General features: G+C 57.8%; 18 protein-coding genes. 10 read left to right on the top strand and 8 right to left on the bottom strand.

The annotated features are described in order from the left end of the window. Positions 1-20 precede the first annotated feature (20 nt). From LA304_RS16905 to LA304_RS16875, 7 genes are all read left to right on the top strand, one after another. The gene (locus LA304_RS16905) at positions 21-740 is read left to right on the top strand and encodes a transporter substrate-binding domain-containing protein (RefSeq protein ID WP_224504357.1); all 720 of its coding nucleotides are present in this window, start codon (positions 21-23) and stop codon (positions 738-740) included. Between the two features lie 67 nt (positions 741-807). Then, positions 808-1,698, top strand: coding sequence for an ABC transporter permease (locus LA304_RS16900; RefSeq protein WP_224504522.1), 891 nt, complete (start codon positions 808-810; stop codon positions 1,696-1,698). Next, positions 1,695-2,501, top strand: coding sequence for an ABC transporter permease (locus LA304_RS16895; protein ID WP_224504356.1), 807 nt, complete (start codon positions 1,695-1,697; stop codon positions 2,499-2,501). Before LA304_RS16900 ends, LA304_RS16895 begins: the two co-directional genes overlap by 4 nt. Further along, positions 2,498-3,841 carry a glutamine synthetase family protein gene (locus LA304_RS16890; RefSeq protein WP_224504355.1) on the top strand — a complete coding sequence of 448 codons (1,344 nt, stop codon included), beginning with the start codon at positions 2,498-2,500 and terminating at the stop codon, positions 3,839-3,841. Before LA304_RS16895 ends, LA304_RS16890 begins: the two co-directional genes overlap by 4 nt. Positions 3,842-3,938: 97 nt before the next feature. Then, the gene (locus LA304_RS16885) at positions 3,939-4,634 is read left to right on the top strand and encodes a type 1 glutamine amidotransferase (protein WP_224504354.1); all 696 of its coding nucleotides are present in this window, start codon (positions 3,939-3,941) and stop codon (positions 4,632-4,634) included. Further along, a complete protein-coding gene (locus tag LA304_RS16880; protein ID WP_224504353.1) occupies positions 4,631-5,986 on the top strand; it encodes a glutamine synthetase family protein in 1,356 nt (451 codons plus the stop codon). The genes LA304_RS16885 and LA304_RS16880 overlap by 4 nt, the downstream gene beginning before the upstream one ends. Before the next feature lie 176 nt (positions 5,987-6,162). Next, positions 6,163-7,365, top strand: coding sequence for a DegT/DnrJ/EryC1/StrS family aminotransferase (locus tag LA304_RS16875; RefSeq protein ID WP_224504352.1), 1,203 nt, complete (start codon positions 6,163-6,165; stop codon positions 7,363-7,365). 55 nt (positions 7,366-7,420) lie between these two features. Here the strand turns inward: LA304_RS16875 and LA304_RS16870 are convergent, their stop codons facing one another. From LA304_RS16870 to LA304_RS16855, 4 genes are all read right to left on the bottom strand, one after another. Further along, positions 7,421-8,365 carry a LysR family transcriptional regulator gene (locus tag LA304_RS16870; RefSeq protein WP_224504351.1) on the bottom strand — a complete coding sequence of 315 codons (945 nt, stop codon included), beginning with the start codon at positions 8,363-8,365 and terminating at the stop codon, positions 7,421-7,423. A 99-nt stretch (positions 8,366-8,464) separates the two neighbouring features. After that, positions 8,465-8,995: a polyhydroxyalkanoate synthesis repressor PhaR gene (gene phaR / locus LA304_RS16865; RefSeq protein ID WP_224504350.1), complete on the bottom strand. Its 531-nt coding sequence runs from the start codon at positions 8,993-8,995 to the stop codon at positions 8,465-8,467. A gap of 296 nt (positions 8,996-9,291) precedes the next feature. Then, entirely contained in the window at positions 9,292-9,735 is a 444-nt protein-coding gene (locus LA304_RS16860; protein WP_224504349.1) for a phasin family protein, read from the bottom strand. Between the two features lie 190 nt (positions 9,736-9,925). After that, positions 9,926-11,728: a PHA/PHB synthase family protein gene (locus LA304_RS16855; RefSeq protein WP_224504348.1), complete on the bottom strand. Its 1,803-nt coding sequence runs from the start codon at positions 11,726-11,728 to the stop codon at positions 9,926-9,928. A gap of 143 nt (positions 11,729-11,871) precedes the next feature. Between LA304_RS16855 and phaZ the strand changes: the two genes are divergently transcribed. Continuing rightward, on the top strand, positions 11,872-13,155 hold the full coding sequence (phaZ, locus tag LA304_RS16850) for a polyhydroxyalkanoate depolymerase (RefSeq protein WP_224504521.1): 1,284 nt from the start codon (positions 11,872-11,874) through the stop codon (positions 13,153-13,155). 59 nt (positions 13,156-13,214) lie between these two features. Here phaZ and LA304_RS16845 read toward each other — a convergent pair whose 3' ends face one another. From LA304_RS16845 to LA304_RS16830, 4 genes are all read right to left on the bottom strand, one after another. Continuing rightward, positions 13,215-13,913, bottom strand: a complete 699-nt coding sequence (locus tag LA304_RS16845) for an alpha/beta fold hydrolase (RefSeq protein WP_224504347.1) — start codon at positions 13,911-13,913, stop codon at positions 13,215-13,217. A gap of 85 nt (positions 13,914-13,998) precedes the next feature. Further along, positions 13,999-14,742, bottom strand: a complete 744-nt coding sequence (locus LA304_RS16840) for an alpha/beta hydrolase (protein WP_224504346.1) — start codon at positions 14,740-14,742, stop codon at positions 13,999-14,001. Positions 14,743-14,827: 85 nt separating this feature from the next. After that, positions 14,828-15,499: a DNA-3-methyladenine glycosylase I gene (locus LA304_RS16835; RefSeq protein ID WP_224504345.1), complete on the bottom strand. Its 672-nt coding sequence runs from the start codon at positions 15,497-15,499 to the stop codon at positions 14,828-14,830. Positions 15,500-15,653: 154 nt separating this feature from the next. After that, a complete protein-coding gene (locus LA304_RS16830; RefSeq protein ID WP_224504344.1) occupies positions 15,654-16,958 on the bottom strand; it encodes an MFS transporter in 1,305 nt (434 codons plus the stop codon). A 107-nt stretch (positions 16,959-17,065) separates the two neighbouring features. On the opposite strand from LA304_RS16830, the gene thrS reads away from it, so the two are divergent. Together thrS and LA304_RS16820 are read left to right on the top strand one after the other, a co-directional pair. Continuing rightward, on the top strand, positions 17,066-19,012 hold the full coding sequence (gene thrS, locus LA304_RS16825; RefSeq protein ID WP_224504343.1) for a threonine--tRNA ligase: 1,947 nt from the start codon (positions 17,066-17,068) through the stop codon (positions 19,010-19,012). Positions 19,013-19,355: 343 nt separating this feature from the next. Beyond that, a complete protein-coding gene (locus LA304_RS16820) occupies positions 19,356-19,661 on the top strand; it encodes a BufA1 family periplasmic bufferin-type metallophore (protein WP_224504342.1) in 306 nt (101 codons plus the stop codon). The last annotated feature ends 44 nt before the right edge of the window (positions 19,662-19,705 follow it).

The following is a 19,705-nucleotide window of genomic DNA, read 5'->3' as shown; positions in this document are numbered from 1 at the left end:
ATTTCCAAGGGAGATATCTTATGAAGAAACTGATCCTGACCGCTGCAAGCCTCGCCCTTCTGGCTGGCGCTGCTTCGGCTGAAACCGTCCGCCTCGGCACCGAGGGCGCTTACCCTCCATACAACTACCTGAACGACGATGGCGAAGTTGACGGGTTCGAGCGGGTGCTCGGCGACGAACTTTGCAAACGTGCAGAGCTTGACTGCGAGTGGGTCACCAACGATTGGGATTCCATCATCCCGAACCTTCTCTCCGGCAACTACGACGTCATCATTGCAGGCATGTCCATCACCGAGGAACGTGCAGAGAAGGTCGACTTCTCGCAAAACTACACCCCGCCTTCGTATTCCTCCTACGCTGCGACCGCTGAGGGCGTCGATCTCGAAGGCGGTGTGATTGCTGCGCAATCCTCCACCATCCAGTCACAACACGTTGTAGACACCGGCGCGACCCTGTTGGAGTTCCCGTCTTTCGAAGATAGCCTTGCCGCCATGCTCTCTGGCGAAGCCGACGCTGTTTTCGCTGACAAAGACACGCTGGTTCCCGTTGTCGAAGAAGGCACCGCCATGTTCGCAGGTGACGATATCGCGCTCTCCGTCGGCATCGGCATGGCCTTCCGCAAATCCGATCCGGAACTTCGCGAGAAATTCGATGCAGCCATCGCCTCTGTAAAGGCGGACGGCACTCTCAACGAGATGATCAAAGAATACCTCGGCGAGGACAGCCCTGTCTTCGAATGATCGTCTGGCATAACATCCATCGGGCGGGGCCGCGAGCAGTGGCCCCGCCCTACTCGAGAGGTGTCCCATTTTTTCCTTCTGCGCCGAACCTGATACGCTCGATGGCCTCGCTTGGCTGAGTTGCTATCTGACGACCGGAAAGCACATGGCTTTCTACACCTCCTTCGGGACGGTTCTGTTGCTCTTGGCGATCACAGCCCCCCTTGCCTTGGGTTTCGGCTTTTTCGCGGCGGCTGGCTCTCGCTCTCATATCCCGCCACTCAAGTGGCTCTCGAACATCTATATGGCGATCGTCCGTGGCGTGCCCGACATCGCATTCTTCCTGTTTTTCGTCATTGCCTTGGACCAAGGGTTCGAATGGATGCGCCATCAGGTGCTCTGTTCCGACTGGGATCAACCGATCCGACAGGGCAATGACTTTATCGTATGTGCGGCCGCGAAGCTTCCGAACAACTCCGCGCCGGAGATTATTCACCAAATCTACGGTTTTGCCCTCGCGGTTCTGACATTTGCGATCGTTTTCGGCGCATTTGCTGGCAACGTCCTTGCCGGCGCTTTTCGGGCCGTCCCGCATAGCCAGATCGAAACCGCAGAGGCCTATGGCATGACCAAGCGCCAGACCTTCTGGCGCATCATGGTCCCGCAGATGTGGACCTATGCCCTGCCCGGCCTGTCGAACCTCTGGATGGTTTTGATCAAGGCCACCCCACTCCTCTTTCTGCTCGGCGTTGAGGACATCGTTTACTGGGCCCGTGAACTCGGCGGCACAAAAACGGCACGCTTCACTGACTACCCGCACGGCGACTGGCGGATGTATTACTTCTTCGGGCTTCTGGTTTTCTACCTCCTGTTCACAAAGGTTTCCGAAGCCGTTCTGTCCCGGATCACCCGCAATCTGTCTCATGGTCAGGCCACAGCCGCCGGAGAGAAAATGCGTAAAGCGGGGGCAAAGGCATGAGCTGCGTCGATACCATCTCCAACTACGCTTTCCGCTCCATCGGAATTGGCGAGCGCCTGTTGCCGCGCACGGATATCACCGTCTGTGATCAAGTGGTCCTGATCGGCTCCGGTATGCTCTGGAACATCTATTTCGGCTTCCTCGCCATCCTCGCGGGCTTCTTCACCGCACAAGCCGTCGCACTCGCCAAAGCGTCGCCGAGCCCGTTCGCGCGCAAGCCCGCCGAGTGGTTCATCTTTGTCTTCCGCGGGTCGCCGCTCTTCATCCAGTTCTTCTTCGCCTACTTCCTGTTCCTGAGCCTCAAGAAAGCCGTTCCGGGTCTCGACAACCTGACGGACGCATGGCTCGGCGCGGGGATTGTTCTCTGGCTCAACACGACCGCTTACTCCGCAGAGATCTTCTACGGCGCTCTCATGGCGATCCCGAAAGGTGATCTGGAGGCCGCCGATGCCTACGGGTTCACAGGTTTCAAACGGTTCCGCCGCATCGTCTGGCCCACCATGCTCCGCCTTGCGTGGCCGGCCTATACGAACGAAGCGATCTTTATCTTCCATTCGACGACGCTCGTATTCTTCTCCGGCTTCCCTGCGCTCAAACAGCAGGGCGACGCGCTTTATTACGCTTCTTACTTTGCGGACAAGACCTTCAACCCGTTCATTCCCTACCCGATCCTTGCGGGCTATTTCGTGCTCGTGACTCTTTGCATCATCACGATTTTCTCGCTGGTCGGAAAACGGCTTAACCGCCACCTCCCTCAGGCGCGCGTCAAGCGGCCTAAATTCTCAGCACAAGTGTTCAGATGATTACCCCCCATAGCTGGCTCGCCCAGAACCCCGATGTCAAAACCATCCGTGTCGCCGCCGCAGACCTGAACGGTCAGGCCAGAGGCAAACGGATGTCCGCGCGATACGCCGATAAGGTCGAAGTGGAGGGCACACGCTTTCCGCTCTCGGTGCTCAATCTCGACATCTGGGGCGAAGACATTGAGGACAGCCCGCTCGTGTTCGAGTCCGGCGATCAGGACGGAGTGCTTCTGCCAACCGAACGCGGGTTCCTCCCGATGCCTTGGCTGGAGGGGCCGACCGCCCTCCTCCCGATGTGGATGTTCCATGAGGACGGCCGCCCCTTTGACGGCGACCCGCGTCAGGCGCTTGCCCGCGTTCTGGAGCGGTATAAGACGAAGGGCCTGACCCCCGTCGTCGCCACAGAGCTTGAGTTCTACCTGATCGACGACAGCTCCCGTCAGCTGCGCATCCCACGCTCACCGCGCTCTGGCAAACGTCGCCCAGGGGCTGAAACCCTCGCGCTTCGTGCGCTCGACGCGTTCGACCGTTTTTTCACTGACCTCTATGAGGCCTGCGAAGCAATGGACATTCCCGCCGACACTGCGATCTCCGAGGCGGGCCTTGGACAATTCGAGATCAATCTCGTCTACAGCCCTGACGCCCTCAAAGCCGCCGACGACGCGTGGCTGTTCAAGCTTCTCGTCAAGGGGCTGGCTCGCAAGCATGGATTTGCCGCATCGTTCATGGCGAAGCCCTACGACGATTACGCGGGCAACGGGATGCACACCCATTTCTCGATGCTCAACGAAGATGGCGACAACATCTTTGACGATGGCACGGAAAAAGGCACGGACATGATGCGGCACGCGATCGCGGGCTGTCTCTCTGCGATCCCGGACTCAACGCTTTTGTTCGCTCCGCACGGCAACTCCTTTGACCGCCTTGTCCCCGGCGCCCACGCACCAACGCGGATTTGTTGGGGGTATGACAACCGGACAGCCGCAGTCCGCGTTCCCGGCGGGTCCCACAAAGCGCGCCGGATCGAACACCGAGTCTCTGGTGGCGACGTGAACCCGTACCTGATGATCGCGGCAATCCTCGGCGCAGCCCTGATCGGCATGGAAGACGAAATGGTGGCCCCGCCTGCGATGACAGGCAACGCCTATTCCCAAAAGTTTCCGGAGATGCCGGGCGACTGGGGCACGGCCCTTGCGCATTTTGAGACCTCGGAAATCATGCGCCGGATTTTCCCCGATGAATTGGTCCGCAACCTGACGCTCACGAAACGGCAGGAACTCCGCGACTCCACGGAATTGACACCGGAAGAGCAGGTCGAGCTTTACCTCGACACGGTCTAGTTTTGTGCTCGAAAATATTTGATCAAATTATCGCGCCCCTCTTGTTTGGGCGCGATGGCATCGTTACCTTCGCGGCATAACCTAGATTTGGTGACTTATGAAAATCGGCATTCTGCAATGCGGACACGCGCCCGACCCCGTCGCGCTTATTCACGGGGATTTCTACTTGATGTTCCAACGGCTCTTTGACCGTGACGATTTCGACTACAAAGTCTGGAACGTCGTGGACATGGAATTCCCCGAGAGCCCGTCTGATGCGGATGCTTGGCTTTTGACCGGCTCGAAACATGGGGCCTATGAAGATCATCCGTTCATCCCCCCACTCGAAGATTTCATCCGCGCGAGCCACGCGGAAGGCAAACGGATGCTCGGCATCTGCTTCGGCCATCAGATCATCGCCAAAGCCATGGGCGGCAAGGTCGAGAAATTCGCAGGCGGTTGGGCTGTGGGGCGTCGCCCATACTCCATCGCACCGCTCGGCGACATCCATCTCAATGCCTGGCATCAGGATCAGGTGACTGAGGCTCCACCCGGCGCAGACGTTCTCGGCGGCAATGATTTTTGTGAAAATGCAGCGCTGGTCTATGATGATCGCATTCTGACGATTCAGCCCCACCCCGAGTTGTCGAACCCCATTATCGCGGACTACCTCAAGGCCCGCGCGAATGATCCGGCCTATCCTGCAGACCTGATCGCCCTCGCGCGTGACGAGAATACGAAACCCACCGATGACAAGCGCTTTGCCGATCTGATGGCGGAGTTCCTGATCCAAGGCAGAGAGGCCCTCAAATGAGCGACTATTTGGACAAGATTCCCGAAGCGGCCATCGAGTTCATGGACGGACGCAAGGTCGACGAAGTGGAATGTATCGTCGCGGACCTCTCGGGCATCGCCCGCGGCAAAGCCATGCCGGGGCCGAAGTTTGCCAAGCAGAGCCATTTCTATCTGCCGAACTCGATTTTTCTCCAGACGATCAACGGCGATTGGGTTGATGACGCGGATGCGCCGTTCACCGAACCCGACATGGTCCTCGTGCCGGATTTCGAGACCGCAACGGCGGCACCTTGGACAGCGGACTGCACTTTGCAGGTGATCCACGACGTCCTCGACCAACAAGGGGGAATGGTCCCCGTCGCGCCGCGGAACGTGCTCAAACGCGTGGTGCAACTTTACCATGAGCAGGGCTGGGACCCGATCGTTGCACCGGAGATGGAATTCTTCCTCGTGGCGCGCAATACCGACCCGAACCAACCCGTCGAGCCGCCCATCGGTCGCACCGGTCGCCGCGCAGCCCAACGTCAAGCCTATTCCATGTCGGCGGTCGATGAATATGGCCCTGTCATTGATGACATTTACGATTTTGCCGAGGCACAGGGCCTCGAGATCGACGGCATCCTCCAAGAAGGCGGCGCAGGTCAGATCGAGATGAACCTCCGCCATGGCGATCCGGTCAAACTCGCCGATGAGATGTTCTACTTCAAACGCCTGATCCGCGAAGCGGCGCTCCGCCACGACTGCTTTGCGACCTTCATGGCCAAACCGATTCAGGATGAGCCCGGCTCCGCCATGCACATCCACCACTCGGTCGTGGATCTCAAAACCGGAGAGAACATCTTCTCCACGGCAGACGGATCTGAGAGCCCCGAGTTCCACTACTTCATCGCAGGCCTTCAGAACCACCTGCCGTCTACGATTGCCATTCACGCTCCCTATGTGAACAGCTATCGGCGCTACGTTCGCGACTTTGCCGCGCCGATCAACCTCGAATGGGGCCGCGACAACCGCACGACGGGCCTACGCGTGCCGGTGTCCGGTCCAGAGGCGCGTCGCATCGAAAACCGCCTGCCCGGTATGGACGTGAACCCTTACCTGTCGATTGCGGCTTCTTTGGCCTGCGGCTACCTCGGACTGATGGAACGCCGTGAACCGCGCGACGAGTATGTGGGCGATGCCTATGCCTCTGCGGATGGCATTCCGGATACGCTCTCCGGTGCGCTCGATCTCCTCGAGGAGGCAACCCAGATGCAGGAGGTCCTCGGACCGGATTTCGTCCGCGTTTACCTTCAGGTCAAACGCGCGGAAAATGATGCCTTCCTACAGGTCATTAGCCCGTGGGAACGTGAGCACCTCTTGCTCAACGTCTAAGGCGACGAAACACCAAACAAACGGGGGCCGTCGCGCCCCCGTTTCGCATTTAGGGACAAAAATTCAGATTCATGACGTTTTTGCGAAATTTTGCCGCCCAATGGGCAGGCCTATAGATTTTCGGCCTCCCCTTATTTACAGTAAATCCGAAAATAGAATTTCAAAAAGGTGAAATCATGAGTCTCGGGCCCAACGTCTACGATGCCGAACCGATCCCCGAAGAAGCGCGAGAAATTGTCGAACAGCTTCTGAAATCCGGCGACCTGTTCCGCTACACCCGTCCCGAGAACGCGCCTGTGACGCTCCTCGAACAGGAATTTGCCGAGATGCTTGGCGCGAAATACGCGCTCGCCGTGGCGTCATGCTCCGCCGCGCTCTTCCTGTCGCTCAAGGCTCTGAACCTGCCGCGCGATGCGAAGGTCCTGATACCCGCCTTCACCTTTGCCGCTGTGCCCTCCTCCATCGTGCACGCCGACTGCAAACCGGTTCTCGTCGAATGTGGCGACAACTACCGCATCGACCTCGACGATTTCCACGCGAAGATCGAAGACGCCGATGCCGTGATGATCTCCCACATGCGCGGTCACACCTCCGACATGGACGCGATCAAGGCCGCCTGTGATGCGAAAGGAATTCCGCTCGTTGAAGACGCAGCGCACAGCCTCGGCACTGTTTGGGACGGTCAGAACATCGGCACGATCGGCAAGATCGGCTGTTTTTCCTTCCAGTCCTACAAACTTCTGAACGCAGGCGAAGGTGGCATCATGATCACCGACGATCCGGAGATCATGGCCCGTGCCGTGATCATGTCCGGCGCCTACGAGCACAACTGGGGCAAACATAACCCGCAGCGCGACAACGCGCTCACGGAGGCCTTCGCGAAATGGCAGAACCAGCTGCCGCTCTATAACACTCGCCTCTCGAACATGTCCGCCGTTCTCGTGCGCCCGCAGCTCAATGAAGTGCCGCGCCGTGTCGCAGACGGTCGCCGCAATCACGATTACACCGCCGCGCGTCTCGAAAGCTCGCCGTATCTGACCGTGCCTGCGAAGCTCGAAAAAGAAGTGCGCGCGCCAGACAGCCTGCAGTTCAACCTCGTGGACTTCACCCCTGAGGAAGCCATCGCCTTTCAAGCCGCTGCAAAAGCTCGGGGTGTGTCGGTTCAGGTGTTCGGCCTCTCGACAGATAACGCGCGTGCCTTCTGGAACTGGCAGTTCCTCGGCGAAACGCCGGAGCTTCCGAAAACACGCGAGATGCTCTCGAAAGCCTGCGACACCCGCCTGCCTGCGCGCCTCACCGAAGAGGATTGCGATTTCATCGCGGACGCGCTGCTGTCAGCAGCTCAGGAAGTAAAAGCCGTGAAGGTCGCCGCCGAATAAGACGGCTTCGTCTTTTGACTTTCAAACGCCGCTCCACTCGGGGCGGCGTTTTTTGTTAGAGAACTTTGAGATATCCGCCGAGCCACGGATGGCGGTCCACCATGATGTCGACCACCTGTTCCTGAAGCAGCGGCGTCAATTGTTCCGCAACCTCGCGCGCCATCTCGGACATACCATCCCGCCTGACGGTGAGGCTCAAACGACGCGACAGAGGCGCAACTGGCAGAGGAAGCACATCCACCTCATCCGCATACCGCCCCGCATTGAGCACACCGAGAGAAGACAAGATCGTCCAACCCGCCCCACCCGCCACCATCGCGATGATCGCGCGGTAGCTGTCGAGTTCGAACCGATGTGTGAGGGCGATCCCGTGCGTGGTCAGATGTTCGAGCAAAAGACGCCCCATCGCATGACGACGCGTGTACTGAATAAGGGGGAGCGTTTTGCTCGCCTCCTCGCTGCCTTTCGGCACAACAGCGACGAACGGATCCTGCAGCAACGGATATCGATCACACCAGTCCGCACCTCCATCGAAATCCGCCGCAACGATAACGTCGAGCGCCCTGTTTTCCAGACGATCAAGCAAACGGTGCGACGGCCCTGTTTCCAACTCAAAGCGCGTGTTGGTTAACCGACCAGCCATGGCCGTGATCAGTTGCGGGGTCACAGAGGCCTCAAAGTCTTCGACCATCCCGAGGCGCAGTTGTCCGAGATGGCTCAGGTCCAGCCCCGCGATTTCGGACCGAGCGCGCGCAGCCTCCACGAGGATTGCCTGCGCCCGTCGCCGCATAACGCGCCCCGCTGGCGTAAGACTCATCGGGCGTTCGCGCCGGTTGATCAACTCTGTTCCAAGGGCGGTTTCAAGATTGGAAATCTGTTGGGAGACAGCCGACGGAGATGCGCCAAGCCGTTTGGCCGCAGCAGACACCGACCCCTCTTCTGACACGGCGAGAAAGACCTCGACGCCCCATAGGGTCAATTTGCCGACCTTATCACTCATACTGCGCTCCTCCCGCTACCTAGCCTTGATATCCGATCCATGCGACAGACAAAAGAAAACCCCGCGTATTGCGGGGCTTTCTCAAACTCTTGTTTTAGCTCACTGCAACTTGGACAGCTTGTCCTGTAGTTCAGCGAGCTGTTTCTTTATATCGCTGAGATCCTCGCTGCCTTCCGCCTCCTCTTTCGAGGGGCCGGACCAGTTTTTCCCCATGCCACCGGTCATGGCCTTGAGGAAGGCCTCTTGTTGCGCCTGAAGCGCTTCGAAGCCAGGAATCTGCGTGCCGAAGTTCTGCATCATCTGTTCCTGACCCTGGCGGAGCATTTCAAAGCTCTGCTCCAGGAATTGCGGAACAACCGATTGAATGTCTGTCGTGTAGCTGCGCACGAGATCGGTGAGCACATCGAGCGGCAAAACGCTCTCACCGCGGCTCTCATGTTCGGCAATGATCTGAAGCAGGTATTGGCGGGTCAGGTCGTCTCCGGATTTGAGATCGACAATCTGCACGTCGCGACCTTCGCGGATGAATCCGGCGATATCTTCGAGCGTGACATAATCGGACGTCTCGGTGTTGTAGAGACGACGTGATGCATAACGTTTGATCAGCAAAGGATCAGTTTTTTCGGCCATTTGGGCTCCCCTCCCTAAGGCGTTAAACGAAACAGGCAGAAGATACGAAACAGGCAAGCTTTCGACATCTTTTGCGCATTTCGCACATGAACCGCAGACTCGTTTCAGCACAGCGGTTTTATTCGCAATGCAGCAAGCCTATGCGAGCGATTTTGCAAAAGCAAAGGCTTTCCGCAGCACAGCATCATCGTAAATGTTTCTCATAACTAGAAAAACGAAAAAACGGGCTCTCGCGAGGAGAGCCCGTTTGCGATCCACGTTTTCCAGGGAGGTCGGAAAACCGCGGTGAGGTTCGATTACTTAGCAGTCGCTTTTTTCGCTGCTTTGGACATCTCGGTCGTCGCTTTTTTGGCAGCGGCGGTCATGTCTTCGCCCATGTCTTTGCCAGCAGCGAGCATCAGTTCGATGGTTTCCATCTGAACCTTTTTCGCGATTTCAGCGAAAGCAGCGATGTTTTCAGCTGCGAGTTCAGCTTGAGCGGACGCGAAGTCGGTCATCGCTTTCGGGTAGTCAGCCGGCTCTTCTTTCACGGTGGCGACTTCCGTCACTTTTGCGAGGGTGTCTTTGGTCCACTTGGAAGAGATCTCGGAGGATTTCTCAGCAGCTTCGATAGCAACTTTGGAGAGTTTCTCGGCGAAGGACGCCTGGGTTTTGAAACCTTCCTGCATTGCAGACATATCAAACGGCATGTTGCCCATCATGTCTTTCATCATCTTGGTGAAGTCGTCGGTCTTGGCCATGTCACATATCCTTTTCAGTTTGCCGTTAGGCAGTTGTTGCGAAAGCGGCAGAGGGAGGAGTCTCGGGCTGGCTTTCGCATTGGGTAACGCCGAGCCGTTGCTGCGCTTGCACTAAGAATATGTATGCTGCAGTGCAGAAAATCAATGGATTTTTGCTGCGCTGCAGAATAAATTTTAAAATCCCGCTATATCAGACAGTTGCAACAACCGTCGCGTAGCTACCTGGCGCAGCCCCGAGCGTTTTACGCCCCGAATCTCCGGGAACGCGCGCCGGAATCTGCTTTCCAGAGCGGGTCGACAGCCATTCTTCCCAACGCGGCCACCAAGAGCCTTCATGGAAAACAGCGCTGTCTTTCCATGCCTGAGGATCGAGAGTCAGATCCTCATTCGTATAGTGTCCATACTTCTTCTTGGACGGCGGATTCACGATGCCCGCGATATGGCCACTCTGGGAGAGCACAAAAGTTTTGTTGCGCGATCCCATCTGTTGAACACCAGTATAGGAAGATTTCCATGCGGCAATGTGGTCGGTCTCGCAGCCGATCGCATATAGCGGAAGCGACACTTCAGAGAGATGCACCCGCGTGCCGCAGATCGGGAAGCCAATCGTCGCCAGTTCGTCACGCTGACACAGGCCGCGCAGATACTCGACGGCCATCTTGCCCGGCAGGTTCGTTGCGTCCCCGTTCCAATACAGAAGATCAAAGGCCGGAGGCGCTTCACCCATCATATAGCTGCGGATGGCAGGCTTATAGATGAGATCATTCGACCGGAGATAGGAGAATGTCCGGTTCATGTAGAGAGACTTCATCAGTCCCGTCCGCTTGGCCTCTGCCTCGATCCCGTCGACGAAATCGTCATCAAGGAAAACGCCAACCTCACCCTGATCAGAGAAATCCGTCAGCGTCGTGAAGAAAGTCGCGGATCGCACCGAGTGGTTCTTGCGCTGCTTCATGAGGCCGAGCGTGATCGATAGCGTCGTCCCCGCGATGCAATAGCCAATGGCGTTGATCTTTTGTTCGTTGGTGATCTCTTTCACCTGTTCGATCGCTGTCAGGAACCCCTCTTCGACGTATTCGTCCATTCCGACTTCGGCATAGCTCTCGTCCGGATTGACCCAGGACACGATGAAAACCGTGTAGCCCTGATCGACGACCCATTTGATGAAGGAGTTCTGCTCACGCAGATCGAGAATGTAGTACTTGTTGATCCACGGCGGGAAGATCAGCAGCGGTATGCGATGGACCGTTTCCGTTGTCGGCGCATACTGGATGAGTTCGAACATCCGGTTCCGGAAGACCACCTCACCTTTGGAGGTCGCGATATTCTCGCCCAGATGGAAGGCCGATTTATCCGAGAGATTGACGATCATCTCGCCGTGATGCTCTTCGAGATCGTTGACGAGGTTCTCAAGCCCTCTGACGAGGCTCTCCCCGTTGGTATCGACCGCCTGCTGCAATGCGTCCGGATTGGTCGCTAGGAAATTCGTAGGTGCCATCATGTCGATGATCTGGCGGGTGAAGTAATCGACGCGCTGGCGATCACGTTCTTCGATACCCGAGAGACCCCCGACGGCAGTTTCCATAGCTTCGGAATTCATCATGTATTGCTGCTTGATGAAGTTGAAGAACGGATTGCTGTCCCAAACCGGATTGTCGAAACGCCGGTCCTTCGGCGTTTCGTCCTCAGGCGGCGACATATCCCCATGCATGAGGCGATGCTGAGCATCCACATAGTGTTTGAGTGTCTTGCCCCAGTATCCAACCTGATGTTCGATTATACGGGCCGGATTGTTGACCATCTCTGAAAGGTAGGCCGATGCGGCCTTGAGAAACAGTTCCTGACCTGGGCCCTGCAGGCTCTGAGGAATCGGTTTCTTTTCTGCAAGTGCAGCAACCAAACGCGCCGAGAGTGCTTCGATCTTCGAGATGTTCTCATTCAACTTGTCGAGATCCTGCAAATTATCTTGCGTTTTGATGTCTCCGTCTGCCACTTTCGTGCCCTCTCCCTCACTTTGCACTTGCAGCACTATGGTATGCTGTAAGATTATGTCACCAACGATAGCGACAGAGTGACCTCGACGTAAAGGGCTTCGAGGACGAGCTCATGCGCAAACATTATACTTTGGAGAGTTACATGCGCTACATGGCGACCTATGACCTCATGGAGACCATCCGCAACACGAACCAATGGCTTGGCGCAACCGCGAGCGCTCTCGGTTCCTATCCTGCGATGGCGATGGTGCCGTCTCCGGTCGTTTCCTGGATGCGCGCATGGGGCGAAGTTACGGAGCGGTCTTTCGCGCGTATGGTGACAAAGCCCGATTGGGGCATCGGTTCCGTCGTTGGTGAAGACGGTCGTGACCATCTAGTCGACATCGTGGTCGAAGTTGCGCGTCCCTTTGGTGACCTCATCCACTTCAAGGTCCAGGGCCGCGAAGAAATGAAACGCCGCGTGATGCTGGTGGCACCTATGTCGGGCCACTACGCGACGCTGCTGCGCTCTACAGTCATCTCTCTGTTGCCGGACTGCGAAGTCTACATCACCGACTGGCACAATGCGCGTGACATTCCGGTCTCCGAGGGCAAATTCGATGTGGAGGATTACACGCTCTATCTCGTCGATTTCATGAAATATCTCGGGCCGAATACTCACGTGATTGCTGTGTGTCAGCCTGCGCCGCTCACACTCGCGGCGACCGCATATCTCGCCGAAGAAGACCCGAAGGCTCAGCCGCGCTCCCTGACCTTGATCGGCGGCCCGATCGATCCTGACGCGACCCCGACCGAGGTCACCGATTTCGGCAACCGCGTCACCATGGGCCAACTGGAACAGGCAATGATCCAACGCGTCGGCTTTAAATACGAGGGCGTTGGCCGCAAGGTGTACCCAGGCCTGCTCCAACTCAGTTCTTTCATCGCAATGAATGCGGACAAACACGCCACGGCATTTTCGAACCAGATTCAGCGCGTCGCACAAGGCGAAGCGTCCGAACACGACAAGCACAACAAGTTCTACGACGAGTATCTCGCCGTTATGGACATGACTGCGGAGTTCTACCTGTCCACGGTCGATCGCATTTTCAAATCCTGTGAAATCGCGAAGAATGAGTTCGTCGTCGCAGGCCGCAAAGTCGACATTGGCAAAATCACCGACGTCGCCGTGAAAACGGTGGAAGGCGAAGAAGACGACATCACAGCACCTGGCCAGTGTGTTGCAGCGCTTGAACTCTGCACCGGCCTGCCGGACGAGAAGAAAGCCTCTCACTTGGAACCGGGCGCGGGTCACTACGGCATTTTCGCAGGCCAAAGCTGGCGCAACAACATTCGCCCGTTGGTTCTCGAGTTCATCGATCAGAACTCAGGCCCGCGCGTCGTCGGCGGCAAAGATACGGTCGCAAAGAAGTCCAAAGCGAGCTGATCTTTCATAGACAGATTGAATGATGAACGGCGCTTCGGCGCCGTTTTTCTTTGGCTTGCTTAGACCGCAGCCAGCCAAGCCTTCAGAGCGGCGGAAACGCTTTGAGGCGCTTCGAGCATCGGCAGGTGCCCCGCCTTTTCAATCACTCGCAATTCGCAACGGGGCATGAGTTCTGCGATAAACTCCTGTCGACGCGGCGGGCAAAGGCTGTCCTTCGCCCCTCCGATCACCAGTCCGGGAATGCGCGCACGTCTCAAAACATTCTGATGATCCGGCCTCCGCTGCAGAATGCGGGACTGATTTAGATAGGTCTCGAGCCCCGCCTCCAATGCCATATCAATCCAGTGATCGCGGATCGCGTTTCGGTAGGGGCTTTCGTGAAGCGCAGTTGACGGAAGTTCCTCCATAAGAACTTCACCAAGCCGACCGGTCTTCGCCTTGATCATTCGCGGTTCCCGAATGGCCGCTGACGCCGGTGTCTCGGGCTGCGCAGTTCCGCTGATGAGGGCAATGCGCGTCACCCGCCCCGGTGCACGCTTGAGAATTTCAGTGGCGACAGAGGCCCCAAGATCATGACCAACCACCGCAAATTTCGCTGGCGCAACAGAGAGGACGTGATCCGCCATATCGGTGAGGGTGGCGCCCTTTAGCGGTGCAACCATCACGGCATGATCGCGGCTGAGATCACTGACCTGATCCGCGAAGACGCGGCCATCGGCCAGAAAGCCGGGTAAAAGCACGACGCTCTCGAGTGTCACGGACCACCTGTGAAATGTTCTGATATGTCACGTTTGAGGGAGTATTTCCCCAATGATGCGACGGATGTGTTCGATTTGTATAGGCCTAAACCCTCGCGAGCACGTCGAAAATGGCGACTTCGATCGTTTTGAGGCAATCGACCGTCGAGAACGAATGATCCGCCCCCTTGACCAACGTCAGGCGGATATCCTCCCCTTCGGCGTGTTCAAAAAGAGCGAGCGCCGTCTCAACGGAGACCGACGTATCTTCGGTGCCCTGCAGGAACCGCACCGGAAACGGCAGAGGCAAAGACGAACGCAGGATCAGGTTCTCACGCCCGTCTTCGATCAGGCGGCGCGTGATCGGGTAGTCGTCCTCATAACCGGACGGGACCATGACGACGCCTTCGATCTCGAGCGCGGACCGCTGAGCTTCATCAAAGCCCGCCCAAAATCCGTCTTCGGTGAAATCGGGCGCGGCGGCGATTGTCACGAGGCCGGCAACGCGTTCCTGCATGCGTTGGCACAGAAGGAGGGAAATCCAGCCGCCCATGGACGATCCCACGAGGATTTGCGGACCGTCCGTCAGCGCCTCGATCACCGCCTGCGCATCTTCGGCCCAATCCCCGATACAGCCGTCCCGAAACGCGCCATCGCTCTCGCCATGACCAGAGTAATCGAAACGGAGGAAAGGACGCCCTTGTAGCCGCGCCCAATCTTCGAGCGCGACGGCCTTGGTCCCGGCCATATCCGACATGAACCCACCGAGAAACACCACGCCTGTTCCATCCCCGTCGAGACGATTATAGGCGATCCGGCGACCGGACGGGGTATCGAGATAGTCAGTCATAGCAGGCTCCCAAAGGCATTCCGTGACCAACATAGACCCGAGCGCGGCAAAGCCAACCCCTTGAAAAGGCATTGCGCGCCTGTCTTCAGGCGTCGATGCTCTGGGCCAAGACGCGCGAGATGGTGTTCAGGGTCTGACCGGATTCGGTGCGCCAAGCGTTGAACGCCTCCTGCACCGCTTTCTTCGCGGCTTTCGACGTCGGCGCCTTTTCCACAATGCCTTCTTCGATCAGACGCGCGACCACATCCTTCGTCATAATGAACCCATCGCGCCCGCTCCAACGCATCGCTTGAGCGCCGGTATTGCCTCCGAGGCGGGAGCCTTCTTTCTTGAGCCAGTCGAGCAGGTCAAAATACTCTTCTGCGGGCCAATAGGCGATCTTGTTGCCGAAGCCACCGCTCTCCTCGCTCACCTTCATGATGAACTCGGCGTTCTCCTGAATGGCCTTAATCTTGGGCGCAGAGCGGATGATGCGGGTGTCTTTGAGCAACTCGTCGAACCAGTCCTCGGACATGTTCGCGAGCTTTGCGACATCAAAGCCAGAGAAGGCATCTTCAATGTCATCCCATTTTGAATTCACCACCTGCCACGACATGCCCGTCTGGAAAATGTGCCGCGCCATCTCGGACAGCCAGCGATCATCCGGCGTCGCCGCCATCTCATGTGGCAGCTTGGGAATGTAAACATCGGCCAACACGGCCTCGACACCACCTTTACGCTCGGCCGCGATGGCCAGAATTTCCTCGTAGCTTCGCATCGCACGACTCCCTGATTGGTCGCCCCCAGAGTGCAAAGCACAGCTTGCTCCGATCAAGAGAAACGACACCCGTGAGCGCGATCATCGCGTGATTTGGGGAATTTCGAGGCAGAAATGCTGCCCTATCCGCTGAGAAAAACGGCATTTCCTCCGCTTAGTCTTTTTCCATTGCGAAAAGTGTCACCCCCGTCTCGACCTCTTCGAGCCGAAGCGCGACCAACGCACCGAAGAACGCGAGGACCGCAAAGGCGACCAGCGACGCATGCGGACCGATGACTGCGGCGGCGGCCCCGATGACGCCCGAGAAGAGGAGAATACCTCCGATGACCGTATTCGCGACCGCCGTATAGGCCGTGCGTTGATCTTCGGGCGCGAGGTCTACGAGGTAGGTCGACCGCCCCTGCCGCACACCGTGATAGCAGATCATCAAAAAGAAGAGAGACAGCGGGATCGCCCAAGCCGTTGACGACAGGCCGAGCAAGTCGAGCACAACGCCCAACACCAAAGCCCCCGCGCCAAAGAACCCAGAGAGCGCGAGCACGGTTTTCGACGACTTATCTGCAAGCCGCCCCCAAACATAGGACGATAGAAAAGACGCCAAAGCCGACGCCAAGACAGACGCACCAAGCGCCTCAAACGCGCCATTTCCGGCAGTCGAACCGAGCACGATCAGATACGGCGGGGCGAGCGCGGTTCCGGTCAAAAGCCCGCGCGCATAGATAAAGCGACGCAGCATCGGCTTTTCCCGTAGCAAATGCATCTGGGTAAAGATTTCACCACGGGATTTTCCAGGATCAGCCTCTTCGTCAATGGTCGAAAAGAGAATGAACGCCGCGCCCCAAAGTAGCGCCGACACAGCGAGCGCCCCGATGACCAAGGCAAAACGCTCAACCGGTGCGAGCATGAGCAAGAGCGCGAACACGACGACGATGGTCGCGGAAACCGAGGCGGATGTCCCAGTGACGGCCCCGCGTCGCGTTTTGGCGATGGTCTTGCCGAGGATGTCTTTGTAACTCACCGAAGCGACGGACCGCGACAGCGCCAAAAGCGCCACCGCGAAACACGCAGCCATCCCTGCGGCCCATCCAGTGAGCGTCAGTCCGATGAGCACGAGAAGCGCGGCGGCAGCCCCCTGCCCGAGGCACGCAAAGGCCCATGCCCATTTCCGACGCGGCATTCTATGAATGTAGGGCGCGGTGAAAAGTTGCGGCAATAGCGCACCGGCCTCGCGGATCGGAACCAACAAACCGATCAGGGCTGCAGGCGCGCCCAGATGCGACATGAGCCAAGACAATACGAGCTTCGGATCAAACAGGCCGTCTGCGGATTTGGTCATCGACAGTGAGCCGATATGACGAATGAAATTCGCGGGTTCGGCCGTCTGCGCGTGCTCTGTGAGGCCATTCGCGTCTCCGTTCGCACCCGAAAGGCGGCGAAACGCGTCATTTACCCAGCTCATGGTGATCCTTTCACATTGACTTACCCCGCCCAAAGAAGGACATAGGGCGCGAAACATAACCCGCAACCGGGCGTTCCGTGGGCGCCAAACTGACGAGGAGGACCGTGATGTCCCAGATCTCTCTCACTTTCCCCGACGGCAATGCACGCGACTATGACAAGGGTATCACCCCTGCAGAAGTCGCTGAAAGCATTTCCAAGTCTCTCTCCAAAAAAGCCATCTCCGCGACCGTGAACGGTGCCCACTGGGACCTTCAATGGCCGATCGAAGACGATGCAACCGTCGCGATCCACACGATGCAGGACGACGAGCAGGCGCTCGAACTCATCCGCCACGACCTCGCCCACGTCATGGCGCGTGCGGTTCAGGAAATCTGGCCGGACGTCAAAGTGACCATCGGGCCGGTGCGTGACAACGGCTGGTTCTATGACTTCGACCGCGCAGAGCCGTTCACGCCCGAAGACCTCGGCGCGATTGAAGCGAAGATGAAAGACATCATCAACGCCCGCGACGCTGTGAAGACCGAAGTTTGGGGCCGCGACGAAGCCATCGAATATTACGAGTCCCGTGGCGAGAGCTTTAAAGTCGAACTCGTGAACCGCATTCCCGAGGGCGAAAACATCCGTATGTACTGGCACGGCGACTGGCAGGACCTTTGCCGTGGCCCGCACCTCCAGCACACCGGTCAGCTTCCGGCAGATGCGTTCAAACTGACCCACGTGGCAGGTGCCTACTGGCTCGGCGACAGCGATCGTCCGATGCTTCAGCGTATCTACGGCGTTGCGTTCAAAAACCGCAAGGACCTCAAAGCATGGGAAACCATGATGGAAGAGGCCGCCAAGCGCGATCACCGTAAACTCGGCCGAGAAATGGACCTGTTCCACATGCAGGAAGAGGCCCCGGGTCAGATCTTCTGGCACCCGAACGGCTGGAAAATCTACACCACGCTGCAGGACTACATGCGTCGCCAGCAGGAACGCGACGGCTATGTCGAGGTGAACACCCCGCAGGTCGTGAACCGCAAACTCTGGGAAGCGTCCGGTCACTGGGACAACTATCAGGAAAACATGTTCATCGTCGAAGTGGACGAAGACCATGCCCGCGAAAAGACCGTCAACGCGCTCAAGCCGATGAACTGCCCGTGTCACGTGCAGGTCTTCAATCAGGGCCTGAAATCCTACCGTGACCTGCCGCTGCGCATGGCAGAATTCGGTTCCTGTAACCGCTATGAACCGTCGGGCGCGCTCCACGGCATCATGCGTGTGCGCGGCTTTACTCAAGATGACGCGCATATCTTCTGCGAAGAGTCGCACATCGAAAGCGAAACGAAGAAATTCATCGAATTTCTCGCAGCCATCTACGCCGACCTCGGGTTCCACGACTGGTCAATCAAACTCTCCACCCGTCCGGAAAAACGGATCGGGACTGAAGAGAGCTGGGATCACGCAGAGGAGTCGCTCGGCAACGCGTGTAAAGCAGCTGGCTACGACTATGAAATCCAAGAAGGCGAAGGTGCGTTCTACGGACCGAAGCTTGAGTTCGTTCTCACCGACGCAATTGGCCGTGAGTGGCAGTGCGGCACGCTTCAGGTGGACCCGAACCTGCCGGAGCGTCTCGACGCGAACTTCGTCGGCCAGGATGGCGCAAAACACCGCCCTGTCATGCTGCACCGCGCGGTTCTTGGATCGTTTGAACGCTTCATCGGCATCCTGATCGAGTCCCACGCAGGCAAACTGCCCTTCTGGCTCGCCCCGCGTCAGGTGGTCGTGACCACGATTATCTCCGAGGCCGACGGTTACGCGGATGAGGTCGTCGCAGCCCTCAAAGCCGCCGGTGTGCGTGCAGAGGCGGACACCCGCAACGAGAAGATCAACTATAAGGTCCGCGAACACTCGCTTGCGAAAGTGCCGGTGATCCTCGCCGTTGGCGCGCGTGAAGTCGAAGAAAAGACCGTCTCTGTCCGTCGTCTCGGCGAAAAACAGACCGCAGTTATGTCACTTGATGACATCGTGGCTGAGCTGAAAGACGCCGCTCTCGCGCCAGATCTGAAATAAACAGGCCAAAATCTGAAATATGAAAGCCCCCGCCCAGGGGGCTTTTCTTTTGCTCTACACCGAGTGCGTGAGCACGCGTGAGAATTGTTACAGCGCCAGTTTTAGAGAGATCACTCAAAAACACCCACGTTTTCGCGGATCACAGCGCTTGCATTCGGAAAATCGTATATTTTGCGACCGTCCGCGCCACCGCCGCACGCCAGATCAAGTCACAAAATCGTATGTTTCAAATCCTGACACACGCGTCATGTGACGCGCCCGTGAATGGTCTGTGAGCTAACCTGTCTGCCATCGTTGTGTCACCGCCCCTCACGGCGGAAACGCATGAAACGGAGACACACACATGAGCACTCAATCCAAAACCCTCGCCCTTCTCGGCGCAATGACAACTGCACTTTCTTTCGCTGGCGTGGCCCACGCAGACGGTCAGGAAAAATGCTTCGGCGTCGCTCTCGCCGGTGAGAACGGCTGTGCGGCAGGTCCGGGAACGACCTGCGCAGGCACATCGAAAGTCGACTACCAAGGCAACGCATGGACCCTCGTTCCCGCCGGCACCTGCATGGACATCGAACTTCCCGCGATGGCTGACGGCTCTGAACGCATGGGCTCTCTCGAAGCCCTCGATCGCGACCTGCCGATGGAAAGCTAATCAAACTCTGGTCCGGCATCTCCCCACGATGCCGGACCCAATTC

Source organism: Celeribacter litoreus, assembly GCF_020165855.1.
Classification (GTDB): domain Bacteria; phylum Pseudomonadota; class Alphaproteobacteria; order Rhodobacterales; family Rhodobacteraceae; genus Celeribacter; species Celeribacter litoreus.
Note: the sequence above shows the minus strand (reverse complement) of the source record. Positions and strands in the feature narration are given on the sequence as shown.